At 50.2% G+C, this 10,650-nt stretch carries 12 protein-coding genes; 7 read left to right on the top strand and 5 right to left on the bottom strand.

The window, feature by feature from the left end; genetic code table 11:
* The first annotated feature begins 3 nt into the window (after positions 1-3).
* Genes F7B33_RS06015 through F7B33_RS06000 form a run of 4 tightly spaced genes read left to right on the top strand, consistent with a single transcriptional unit; the run spans position 4 to position 3,221 of the window.
* Positions 4-669, top strand: a complete 666-nt coding sequence (locus tag F7B33_RS06015; RefSeq protein ID WP_297073751.1) for an HAD family hydrolase — start codon at positions 4-6, stop codon at positions 667-669.
* A gap of 34 nt (positions 670-703) precedes the next feature.
* Positions 704-970 (top strand): 50S ribosomal protein L35ae, encoded by a 267-nt coding sequence (locus F7B33_RS06010; RefSeq protein WP_297063465.1) that lies wholly within the window; start codon positions 704-706, stop codon positions 968-970.
* A 42-nt stretch (positions 971-1,012) separates the two neighbouring features.
* Complete coding sequence (locus F7B33_RS06005) at positions 1,013-2,143, top strand: tRNA (guanine(10)-N(2))-dimethyltransferase (protein WP_297073832.1); 1,131 nt, start codon at positions 1,013-1,015, stop codon at positions 2,141-2,143.
* Entirely contained in the window at positions 2,124-3,221 is a 1,098-nt protein-coding gene (locus F7B33_RS06000) for a VIT1/CCC1 family protein (protein WP_297063461.1), read from the top strand. The genes F7B33_RS06005 and F7B33_RS06000 overlap by 20 nt, the downstream gene beginning before the upstream one ends.
* A 217-nt stretch (positions 3,222-3,438) precedes the next feature.
* On the opposite strand, the gene F7B33_RS05995 is transcribed toward F7B33_RS06000, so the two are convergent.
* The 3 genes from F7B33_RS05995 to F7B33_RS05985 all read right to left on the bottom strand — a co-directional run bounded on the left by F7B33_RS05995 (position 3,439) and on the right by F7B33_RS05985 (position 5,356).
* Entirely contained in the window at positions 3,439-4,806 is a 1,368-nt protein-coding gene (locus F7B33_RS05995) for an MATE family efflux transporter (RefSeq protein ID WP_297063458.1), read from the bottom strand.
* 109 nt (positions 4,807-4,915) lie between these two features.
* Positions 4,916-5,107, bottom strand: coding sequence for a 50S ribosomal protein L37e (locus F7B33_RS05990; protein ID WP_015859350.1), 192 nt, complete (start codon positions 5,105-5,107; stop codon positions 4,916-4,918).
* An 18-nt stretch (positions 5,108-5,125) separates the two neighbouring features.
* Positions 5,126-5,356, bottom strand: a complete 231-nt coding sequence (locus F7B33_RS05985; protein WP_297063455.1) for an LSm family protein — start codon at positions 5,354-5,356, stop codon at positions 5,126-5,128.
* A 249-nt stretch (positions 5,357-5,605) separates the two neighbouring features.
* Here F7B33_RS05985 and F7B33_RS05980 point away from each other — a divergent pair, with 249 nt between their 5' ends.
* Together F7B33_RS05980 and glyS are read left to right on the top strand one after the other, a co-directional pair.
* The gene (locus F7B33_RS05980) at positions 5,606-6,811 is read left to right on the top strand and encodes a hypothetical protein (protein ID WP_297073749.1); all 1,206 of its coding nucleotides are present in this window, start codon (positions 5,606-5,608) and stop codon (positions 6,809-6,811) included.
* A 108-nt stretch (positions 6,812-6,919) separates the two neighbouring features.
* Positions 6,920-8,632 carry a glycine--tRNA ligase gene (glyS, locus tag F7B33_RS05975; protein ID WP_297073746.1) on the top strand — a complete coding sequence of 571 codons (1,713 nt, stop codon included), beginning with the start codon at positions 6,920-6,922 and terminating at the stop codon, positions 8,630-8,632.
* On the opposite strand, the gene F7B33_RS10210 is transcribed toward glyS, so the two are convergent.
* Together F7B33_RS10210 and F7B33_RS10205 are read right to left on the bottom strand one after the other, a co-directional pair.
* On the bottom strand, positions 8,580-8,882 hold the full coding sequence (locus F7B33_RS10210; protein ID WP_366927519.1) for a HepT-like ribonuclease domain-containing protein: 303 nt from the start codon (positions 8,880-8,882) through the stop codon (positions 8,580-8,582). The genes glyS and F7B33_RS10210 overlap by 53 nt on opposite strands.
* Positions 8,883-9,014: 132 nt before the next feature.
* Complete coding sequence (locus F7B33_RS10205) at positions 9,015-9,176, bottom strand: nucleotidyltransferase domain-containing protein (protein ID WP_366927520.1); 162 nt, start codon at positions 9,174-9,176, stop codon at positions 9,015-9,017.
* An 826-nt stretch (positions 9,177-10,002) separates the two neighbouring features.
* On the opposite strand from F7B33_RS10205, the gene F7B33_RS05970 reads away from it, so the two are divergent.
* On the top strand, positions 10,003-10,521 hold the full coding sequence (locus F7B33_RS05970) for a DUF402 domain-containing protein (RefSeq protein WP_297073744.1): 519 nt from the start codon (positions 10,003-10,005) through the stop codon (positions 10,519-10,521).
* Positions 10,522-10,650 lie beyond the last annotated feature (129 nt).

The raw sequence follows: 10,650 nt of genomic DNA, 5'->3' as shown, positions 1-10,650 counted from the left end.
ATAATGACGGTTTATCTCTTTGACTTCGACGGAACGCTCGTTGATAGCACCGGCGCCGTTGAGAAAGCGCTCAGAATAGCGATTGAGAAGACGATTCCGGCGGTGATAGAGAGCGACCTCTACGATGAGTACTACAAGGCCCTCTTCCTCTTCATCAAGGGGAAGCTAACCTACCAGCATCTTGGCGTAATTCACGAGCTTGTTGCACAGGGGACGATTCACGAGTACTACAAGCTCATGCCCGAGTATATCAAGGATTTTCCCTTCGCAAGACACGTCGTTAGGGAGCTGAGAAAAAGGGGGAGGAAGGTGATAAGTTTCTCCGGAGAGCACACATATCCCGGGGGCAAGGTGATATTCCTCAAGAAGACCAACTGGTACGACGAATTTGACGATGTCGTGACATTCAAGGGCACGAAGGACATGCTCCACAAGTTCGAGACCCTCAGGGAGCTCTATCCCAAGGAGCCCTTCGTCTGGGTTGACGACAGTCCCGCGCGCTTTACCTACATCATAGACGAGAACACGCTTTTGGTTCAGAAGGCATCGCCTTACAAAAGCGACGTTCCACTGCTATTCGACAGGGTTAACTTCATTAAAATAAAATCTATCAGGGAAGTCCTTGAGATAGACGATGGACTGAGCGAGTTCCTTGGCGATAAAACTTAAAAATCCCCCCTCCAAATAAGCCCGGGTGAGGGCGATGGCTAGGGTGAAGGCTATCGTCCTCTCCTACGCGGGTTCTCATGAGCACCAGGACAACCACAGGATGATTCTAAAACCACTCGGCATAGACGACAGGGGAAGCGCGGCGCGCTTAATCGGCAGGAAGGTCGTCTGGAGAACGCCAACAGGCAGAAAAATGTTCGGAAAGGTCATCAAGACCCATGGAAACCGCGGTGAGGTCAAGGCCGTCTTTAAGCCCGGTTTACCTGGCCAGGCCCTCGGTGACTACGTCGAGATTCTCTGAAACCTTTAAAGCCCCTCCACCCTTTTCTTTGTGGGTGAGAGAATGGAGCTCGTCGAGAGAAGGGAAGGTTTGGCAAGGTTTCTGGTTCCAAAGGCCGAGAGAATTTACGATGCCCCGGTCTTTTACAACCCCATTATGGCACTCAACAGGGACGTGAGCGTCCTCGTCGCCAGGGTTCTCAAGCCGAAGAGAATTCTGGATGCCCTCTCCGCCACGGGCATAAGGGGAATCCGGTACGCCCTCGAAAGTCCCGCTGAAGAGGTCTGGCTCAACGACATAAGCGAAGAGGCCTATAGCATTATGAAGCAGAACGTTGGCCTGAACTTCGAAGGGGAGCTCTATGAAGAAGGCGACAGGGCCTACCTCTGGGGGAAGAAGCTGATTGTAATCAACAGGGGCGATGCCAACGGGCTGATGGCTGAGAACTTCCGCTACTTCGATTTGCTTGACCTCGACCCCTTCGGCTCGCCGATGGAGTTCCTCGATACAGCTCTAAGGAGTGTCAGACGAAGGGGGGTTTTAGCTGTTACGGCAACTGATACCGGCGTTCTCTGCGGTGCTTACGCACGGGCATGCCTCAAGAACTACCTCGCGAGGCCAATCAGGGGAGAACTCTGCCACGAGGCCGGCCTGAGAATACTCCTCGGGACGGTTGTCAGATACGCGGCAAAGTATGACCTAGGCGTCGAGGTTCTTCTCGCCTACTACCGCGACCACTACTTCAGGGCATTTCTGGGGTTCAAAAGCGGTGCCAGGAAGGCCGAGAAGAGCCTCTCCCAGCTCGGCTACCTGTGGCAGGAGGAAAGCGGGCGGTTCAGCTACGAACGGACTTTTCTCCCTGAGAGGCCTAACGCGTATGGCCCTCTATGGCTTGGCCCTCTGAAGGGAGAGGCTCTCATGGAAGAGGTCTCCAAGGAGCTTGAAGGCTTTGAACCGGCCCATAAGAAGACAAAGCCATTCCTCAAGCTACTCTCCGGGGAGCTGGACGTTCCCTTCCACTACGACACCCACGCCCTAGCAAAGAGGAACGGCCTGCAGGCTGTAAAGGTTTCAACCGTCATTGAGAGACTTGAAGAGCTCGGCTATTTGGCGAGCAGGACTCACTTCTCGCCAACTTCTGTAAAGACCAACGCGCCCTTTGAGGTGGTAATAGATGTCCTCAGAGGCGATTAAACTAGCGAAACGCTTTTATTTGGACGAGTGGGCCGATGCTATGCTCTATAAAAAGCTCGCCGAATGGGAGAGAAACGAGAAAATAAGGAAGGAGTTCGAGAGACTTGCAGAGCTAGAGGCATGGCACGCCGAGTTCTGGAAGTCTTTCCTAGAGAAAAGGAACGAGGAACCTCCAAAGCCAAAGATAAGCAGACTCACACTCTGGGGCGTTAAACTCCTCAGAAAAATCCTTGGACCCGGTTCGGTGGCGTCACTCCTTGAGATGGGCGAGAACAGCGCGATAGAGAAGTACTTCAGGTTTCTGACGGAATACTCAACGGAGCTAAGCGACGAGGAGAGGGAGACGCTCAGGAAGATAACATTAGATGAGATAGAGCACGAGAAGTTCTTCCGCGAGGAGGAGAAGGCCTTCCACGTCGAGAACATCAGGGACCTCGTCCTTGGAATGAACGACGGACTGGTTGAACTTCTGGGCGCTGTTACTGGCCTCTCTGCCGTGTATCCGAACAACCCCCAAATCGTCGGTGTTAGTGGTCTGGTCGTCGGCGTTGCCGGGGCGCTCTCAATGGCGATTGGAACCTTCATTTCCGTCCGTTCCCAGAGACAGGTTAAGGAATCGATTCGCTCGAGGATGGAAGTCCTCTTCAAGGTTTCCCCCGAAAAAACGGTTGAAGAACTCAAGGAAAAGCTCACCGAGGGTGGACTGCCAGAGGAAATAGCCGAAGAGATAGCAGAGAAGCTCAAGACCAATCCCGAGACCGTTAAGAGGCTCCTTCTCCCGGAGACTGAAGAAAATGAGGTTCGCGCGTCCCTCTACACGGGGCTCTCATATCTACTCGGCGTGGTCTTCCCCGTAACGCCTTATTTCCTGGCCTCGAATTCTCTGACTGCCCTTGCATTTTCGGTTCTGCTGGCCGGTTCGGCACTTGCCATAGTAGCTACTCTAATTTCGCTCCTCTCGGGAATCTCGGTAAGGAAGAAGGTCGCGGAGATGGTAGCCACAGGTCTCGGCGCGGCGTTCCTGAGCTACCTCTTCGGCAGGCTTATGGAGGCTGTCTTCCACGTCTCGGCGCTTTAGAGGTGAACAACGCTGATACCAAGCCTTTCGGCTATTTTTCCCTGTTTCTCATCACCCATGGCGAGTTCCAGTACTTGGGGGCCTAACTAGTAGAATGCCTCGTAAATTGGTATGGCATGCCCAACTGCTATTTCTCCCACCTCCCACGGGTAATCAGTTCTGCTCCAAGAGAATAACGCTTGGGGGAAGGCCAAAAACGTAGGTACAAACGGTTTTGTCATACCTTCACGTACTTCCACTTTCCTTTCTTGAAAATCCACCAGTACATCAGGGCGCTCGTGAAGGTCTCAAGGCTCATGGCTATCCAAGCCGCTACAACGCCAAGACCCTTGAAGGTTATGGGCCCGAGTGAGAAGCCGAAGCCGAGTAGATAGGCGGGAATTATCCTGAAGAGGAGCTTGCTTATTGCAGTAACGTACATAGGGCTCTTGGTGTCACCGGCCCCTCTCAAGGCACCGCTCAGAACGAACACCCAGCCGAGCGGAACCTCACTGATTCCGACTATTATGAGGTAGATTTGTGCAAGGCGAAGGACTTCTGAGTAGTGTGGGTCGCTAGGGTTTAGGAAGGGCATAACCAGATAGTGGGGGAAGAGGACCAGTATTGCACCCATCACGCCCATGAAGAGGCCAGCCATTTTGAGGGCCTCGTAAACAGTCTTCTCCGCTTCATCCGGCCTGTTGGCCCCGAGATTCTGTCCGACCAGCGCTGAGGTCGCCACGTTGAAACCGAAGGCCGGCATGTAGGCGATGCTCTCAATCCTGAGGCCTATCTGATGCGCGGCTAGGGCAACGTCTCCGAAGCGCGTGACGATGCTCATGTAAAGGAAGTTGTAGAAGCTGAAGAGGCTCCTCTCGACGAGCGTAGGGGTGCCGATGCGGACTATTCTCTCCACAATCAAGGTGTCAAAGCGCCAGCTTGGTTCAAACTTGAGTACAAGCCTGTTGGAGACGAGTAAAGCAATCAGAACGATGAAGGCAGAGGTGATACCGATGCCGGAGGCCCACGCGGCGCCAACTGCACCGAGCTTTGGAAAGCCCAGCTTTCCGTAGATGAGGAGGTAGTCAAAGACGGCATTAAAAACGTTCATTAGAATGCCAACCTTCATCGGCGTCTTCGTGTCGCCCGCACCCCTGAGGGCGGAGTTAATCGTAAAGACGACGAAGCGAACCGGGTAGAAGAGGAAAACAACCTTAAGGTAGGCATAGGCAAGGCTCAGAAGCTCGCCTTTGGCGCCCATTATGCGGAGAACGTCATCACCCAGGAACCATCCAAAGAGCAGAACTGGGATTCCAAGGAGAAAGGCAAGATAAAGGCTCTGTTCGAGGACCAGCTCCGCCCTCTTGAAATCCTTTGCGCCGACGGCGCGAGCAACAAGGGCCAGCGTTCCGACGGAGACGGACATCATTATCGGGAACATGAACCAGCTTACCTGCCCGCCGAGGCCCACCGCCGCTATTGCCAGCGAACTCACGTGGCCGACCATCAGGGTGTCCACTAGGTTGAGCAGGGTTTGGGAGATGTTGGCTATGATTGCTGGCCACGCTAACTGCCATATCCTCCGCTGGGTCTCGTTGAGCCCCATTAAGATGTCCCTCTGAACGAGTAAAAGAGCATTTCATCTAATAAGGTTTGTGGTCTATTAGGCTCTAGAAATATCTGAACAGGGAACAAAAGCGGAAAAGAAAAGAAGTTCAGTAGGAGAGGTTCCTCTTCTTCTTCCACTTGTGGCTCCAGCTGTACTTCCTCATTCTCCTGCTTCTGCCGAAGCCACAGGCGGCACAGTAGCCCTTCTTGACGTTGAAGGCCCTCCTACCACAGCGCCTGCACCTGATGTGGGTTGGAGTCCTATTGCGCTTTCCCTTCGGCGCAGTTCCAGCTCCCATGGTATCACCCCGCTAAGCTCACTCTATCTCGACCGGAGAGATAGCCAAAACGTTGTCTCCCCTGATGACGATTTTACCGTACTTCTTAACCTCCTCGCCGTCCTGCATGAGCGAGGCATCGGCGAGGACGACGTTCAGGTGGATGTCGTAACCGATAAGCTTGCCCCTGAACTCGCCACCCCTCTTAAGGAGCACGAGTACGTCCTTATCAAGGGACTTGTGAATAACGTCAAGTGGTCTTTCCGCCATTTTCACGCACCTCCAAACAATCAAAGCTCATAGCCTAAACGACGGGAACGGTTTATAACTCTTTCCCCAAAATAACACAGGGAAAGACCCTTTCTTGAGTGTTGGCTATGTTGTTGCACTCGGGATAGGGGACTTGCTAAATTTTCTTAATCCAATGAGTACTTTCGTGAATCCTTAATTTTGAGGTGACGAAACACTTAAATACTACAAGTTATCTAATTTTACTTGACAACTCTGTTGGGGGGTTGAATGCGACAGAAAGTGGTATGGTTCATACTTGGTGTTTTGGTTGGAAGTCTATTTGTTGTCTCCGCGTATCCAACGAACGGGAACATCAAGTCCACAAATCTTGGAGAAAAGATTAACAACACTGTTCCTGTTTATTACATTGGTAGCGATATCCCTAAGTACTTTGTAAAGACAAGGAGAGTAAATCCCAACCAAGATATCAGAACTCCGCATATTCTCATTGTTGAGAGCTCTTACGTAGAGAACAATCCAAGTCTCAAACAGCTCGTTAGAATGGAAATCCTTTCTGGGATTCCAGTGATTGTAATTGGAAATCCAAGTATTATCAACGGAACTTTCAAGGGACAGTTTTTTGCAGAGCTTGTAGCTGGTCGGGGACCAAATGGAAAAATTAACCATGCAACAGTTTATGGGTATGTAGTCTATTCTCACAAGGGAATACTCCAAAGCAGAGAGTTTGTATCAATCGATTCAGTCTCCAATGCCCTTAGGGAAGCGTATGAGTGGGCAGTCAAAAACATCAAACCCAACATCGGGAGTTTCAAGCTTGGAGTGGAGCCTCTCTCATCTGGAGCGTACTGGTCTTATCAGAGCCAGCTTGATTTCACAACAGGAGACAGTTGGAAACCGTACGGAAGGTTAAACGTGAGAACAATCTATTACAAACTTATGAACGATGGCTCATCCCAGTACGACTGGTATGATGTGCATGTAAGACAACAGTCTATTCCGGGTAAAGAGCTTGGATGGTCTGATTGGAGAACGGCCAGGATGTACACTTGGATAAAGGCCAACTACTACAACCCAAACTGCTTCCTCTCGGATTACTCCCCCACCACAACATCTGGAACAACAACGGTTGGAGTTTCAATAGGTGTTTCCGTAGGAGATGATGGGGCACAAGTAAGTGCATCTCAGTCGTGGAGTTATACTATTCCAGACGTCCAAGTTTATGATGAGAGCGATTACTCCCAAGAACTCGCAAAGTGGGTACATAAGATTGCACCTGATAAAGCCGTGGGAATGGCTACGTATCAAATAGAACCAGGAGCAACTCTGAGATTTAGGGAGTGGGATGTTGGGGCAAAAGTGTGGAGAGAGCACTATGGTGTCCTCTACGCAAAACCTCCAAGCTGGTGGGAACCCAGGTGGTACTGGCATTATACTGGAGAAGACTGGGTTGAGTTCCGCATTTCCATTGGATGAAGTCGAAATTTTTTCCTGCTTTCTTCTGCTATTTTTATCTTTATATTCATCCCCAACGCCCAAAACCTTTTTATGAAACTTCCCCGCTCAACTCTCAGGTGGTAGGGCATGGGAGAGAAACCCGACAAATACGAGATTCTTCAGGATTTGATGAGACGAAGGGGCTTCGCTTGGGGGAGTTTTGAAATCTACGGCGGTTCACGTGGATTCTATGACTACGGCCCTCTTGGAGCGACTATAAAGAGGAAAATCGAGCAGAAAATCAGGGAGGCCTTTCAGAGGGAGGGCTTTTTCGAAGTTGAAACCCCCGACATAACACCCGAGAAGGTCTTTATAGCGAGCGGTCACGTCGAGAAGTTCGTTGACCCGCTGGTCGAGTGTAAGAAGTGCGGCGCGCGCTTTAGAGCAGACCACCTTATAGAAGAGGCCCTTGGAATGGACGTAGAGGGTCTCTCTGCCGAGGAGTTGACCAATCTCATCCGGGAACACGACATCCGCTGTCCGGAGTGCGGTGGGGAACTGAGCGATGTATGGTACTTCAACCTCATGTTCGAGACGAGAATCGGTCCCTATGGCGACCAGAAGGGCTACCTGAGACCCGAAACGGCACAAGGCATGTTCGTGAACTTTAGAAGGTTAGCTCACTTCGCGAGGAACAAACTGCCTTTCGGGGTCTTCCAGATTGGTAAGGCCTACCGCAACGAGATTTCACCGAGGCAGGGGATGCTTCGCCTCAGGGAGTTTACGCAGGCGGAAGCAGAGATATTCTTCAACCCGAAGGAAACAGAGCACCCGCACTTCGATGAGGTTAAAGATGAGGTTTTGAGGCTCTATCCGATTGAACACCAGCTCAAGAACATTGGAACCATTGAGGTAACCGCGGAGGAGGCAGTAAAGAGGGGCTACGTGATGAACACCTTCTTCGCCTACTACATGGTGATGGTCAAGAGAACCCTCCTTGACATCGGCATTCCGGAAGATAAGATACGCTTTAGACAGCAGTTGCCCGAGGAGAGGGCCCACTACTCGCGTGACACCTGGGATGCTGAGATACACAGCGAGCGCTTCGGCTGGGTGGAGTGCGTGGGCATAGCCAACCGCGGTGATTACGATTTGAGTAGGCACATGCGCGAGAGCGGGGCTGATTTAACGGTCCTCATCCACTACGACGAGCCAAAGATAGTAAGGAAGCTCGAGGTGAACCTTAACCTCAAGCGCGTTGGTCCAAAGCTCAGGAAAGATGCTAAGAGGATAAATGAGCTGATAAAGAGCCTGAGCGAGGAGGAGAAGCGCGAACTTGTTGAGAAGCTTGAGAAGGAAGGAAAAGTTACAATCGAGGGCTACGAACTCGAGAAGGACGACTTTATAATCAGGGAAGTTGAGGAGAAGATAACGGGCGAGAAGATAATTCCGCATGTTTTGGAGCCGAGTTTCGGAATAGACCGGCCATTCTACCTGCTCCTTGAGAACTCGCTGGTTATCGAGGAGGACAGGACCTACCTGAAACTTAAAAAGGACATGGCGCCGATAGAAGTCGCGGTTTTACCGCTGGTCGCCAAGGAACCGCTCAAGAGCATAGCCTACGACGTCTTCAGAACCCTCCAGAAGGCCGGCTTTATAGTCGTCTACGACGAGAAAGACACGATTGGAAGGCGTTACTTAAGATACGACGAGATAGGAACGCCCTACTGTGTGACAATAGACAACCAGACGCCCGAAGATAATACCGTTACAATCCGCGACCGCGACACGAGAGAGCAGGTGAGGGTTAGCATAGAGGAACTGCCCGACAAGCTAAGGGAGCTGATTTTTGGGAGCTAACACTCCCGCTCGATGATTTTTTGATTTCTTCTTCCAACTCATCAAGCTGGGGACTCACGATAACCCAAACAACTGAAAGGTCAACACCGAAGTAGTGATGAATGACAAAGTTTCTAAGACAGACGATTCTCCTATAAGGAACTGAGGGATGCCTATTCTCAACTTCGTCCGGAACGTTTCTCGCAGCTTCTCCAATGATTTCAAGGTTTCTCAGGACTTCATCGACGTCTTCCTGTCGTTCACGAACCATCCAAAGTCATATCCATCAATGTATTCATTAATTCTTCCAACAGCCTTGAGGATATCATTTAAGAACAGGCTGGGATTCCGTATTAGACATATACCAAGTTCTCCCTAATGTGCTCCCACAGCTCTTTTCTGCTCATGACGGCGTTTTTTTGTGATCACGTCCACAGGCAGGCCGAGGGGTTTTCCAAGTGGTCCTGCGGTCAACTATCTCCCACCCTACAGGTCTTGTAAATTCGATTAGTATGTCCACGTCGCTAAGCTCGGTCTCTTCGCCCCTTGCGTAGGAGCAGGATATGGCTATTGACTACCCAAAGCGTTCTCTAAGCTCTTCCTTATGTTTTCTGCGAATGGCCTCAATTTTCTCAAGTTTCTTGGTCATCAATCAAAAATCAACACGGAAATATAAAAAAGCTCTTGGCAACTCGACAGAGAAATCAATAAAGAAAAGGAAAGATTCAGATTTTTATCGATATTTTCGCTTTCTCGTTTTTCTTCAGCTGAATTATAAGTAGTTTTTTGCTGTAGTCCCTGTATCTTAATAGGAGATTATCCAGAGCACAAAACTCACGAAACTGAAAAGGGAGAACACGCCTATTGAGAGAGTCGTCAACCAGTGAGGGGGCCCATAGTAGATGAGCGCTCCGTTGATAGTGCCAGGGATTATCCAAGACACCAAAAAGTTGACGAAAGGGCATGAGCCCTTTCGGCAGCTAGAGAATAGGCCTTTTCTAAATTGCCTTCCACTCGACGTTTGCACTCTGACAGTATCTGATTTGGATCCATCCCAGTTATGAACTCGTTTAAGCTGTCAACTACCAGGAGACTCATCATAATGCCCGTTCCAATTAAAACACTTGTAAGGATAACTCTCAATTGCCCGTATGTGTCCCAGATGTCTTGACCATAAGCAAACATCAGGAAACTTCAATAAGAGCTCCAAAAACAACACTAAGTTCAATATCTAACGATTTAAATTTAAGGTACAAATCTACCCCATTTTCCTTGGGTAATATCCTGGAGGAACATAAGGTGAGGTCAAGCTGGCCAAAATCATGTGCTGGAAGGTTTAACGTGTCACGAACAAATTAGCCAGCTTTTTAACCCCCCATATCCTATCCAAAATGGGAACTTTAATGCCGTCCAAAATCCACCTCATCTACAGGCGCGTTCCCAACAGGGTTCTGGAGAGGGACGACGAGGTAATAGATGACTTAGGGGACATTGTGGTTGCCAGGTCTCGTTTCGAGGGCATGCTTGCCCCTCTTAGGGTGAATGGAATAAAGGTTATAGACAACGGCTACGGCATGCTTTACTTCGCATTCGTCGGGAAGAACTACGACATTCTGAAGGTCTACGACACGAAAGGAAACTTTAAGGGTCTCTACATTGACGTTTTGGCATATACAAAGCGCAGAGGAAACGTAATCGAGATGCTGGACCTTTTCCTGGATATCTTCGTTTTCCCCGATGGTGAAGCCTTTCTTCTTGACGAGGATGAGCTTGAGATGGCCTTCAATTACGGCCTGATTGACAGGAGAACCCTCGATTTTGCCTACCGCATCGCGAGGGAGGTACTCGAAAGACTTAAGCGCGGGGAGTTTCCTCCAGAAATCGTCTGGAGGTATGAATGGAGGGATTGAAATGGAGTTCCTGAGGGAGACAAAGGAGGGGACTATCTTGTTAATCTACGTCCACCCAAAGGCCAAGAAAAACAAAATCGAGGGAATAGATGAGTGGCGCGGTCGCTTGAAGGTCAAAATCAAAGCCCC

Origin of the sequence: Thermococcus sp., assembly GCF_015523185.1 — an archaeon.
Taxonomy (GTDB): Archaea; Methanobacteriota_B; Thermococci; order Thermococcales; family Thermococcaceae; genus Thermococcus.
The sequence above is the reverse complement of the archived record's forward strand: the minus strand, read 5'-3'. Positions and strand labels throughout refer to the sequence as shown.

Bases quoted from the DNA above. Each gene is read 5' to 3' on its own strand.
- F7B33_RS06015 (WP_297073751.1), top strand. From the start codon at position 4: ATGACGGTTTATCTCTTTGACTTCGACGGAACGCTCGTTGATAGCACC.
- F7B33_RS06010 (WP_297063465.1), top strand. From the start codon at position 704: ATGGCTAGGGTGAAGGCTATCGTCCTCTCCTACGCGGGTTCTCATGAG.
- F7B33_RS06005 (WP_297073832.1), top strand. From the start codon at position 1,013: ATGGAGCTCGTCGAGAGAAGGGAAGGTTTGGCAAGGTTTCTGGTTCCA.
- F7B33_RS06000 (WP_297063461.1), top strand. From the start codon at position 2,124: ATGTCCTCAGAGGCGATTAAACTAGCGAAACGCTTTTATTTGGACGAG.
- F7B33_RS05995 (WP_297063458.1), bottom strand. From the start codon at position 4,806: ATGGGGCTCAACGAGACCCAGCGGAGGATATGGCAGTTAGCGTGGCCA.
- F7B33_RS05990 (WP_015859350.1), bottom strand. From the start codon at position 5,107: ATGGGAGCTGGAACTGCGCCGAAGGGAAAGCGCAATAGGACTCCAACC.
- F7B33_RS05985 (WP_297063455.1), bottom strand. From the start codon at position 5,356: ATGGCGGAAAGACCACTTGACGTTATTCACAAGTCCCTTGATAAGGAC.
- F7B33_RS05980 (WP_297073749.1), top strand. From the start codon at position 5,606: ATGCGACAGAAAGTGGTATGGTTCATACTTGGTGTTTTGGTTGGAAGT.
- glyS (WP_297073746.1), top strand. From the start codon at position 6,920: ATGGGAGAGAAACCCGACAAATACGAGATTCTTCAGGATTTGATGAGA.
- F7B33_RS10210 (WP_366927519.1), bottom strand. From the start codon at position 8,882: ATGGTTCGTGAACGACAGGAAGACGTCGATGAAGTCCTGAGAAACCTT.
- F7B33_RS05970 (WP_297073744.1), top strand. From the start codon at position 10,003: ATGGGAACTTTAATGCCGTCCAAAATCCACCTCATCTACAGGCGCGTT.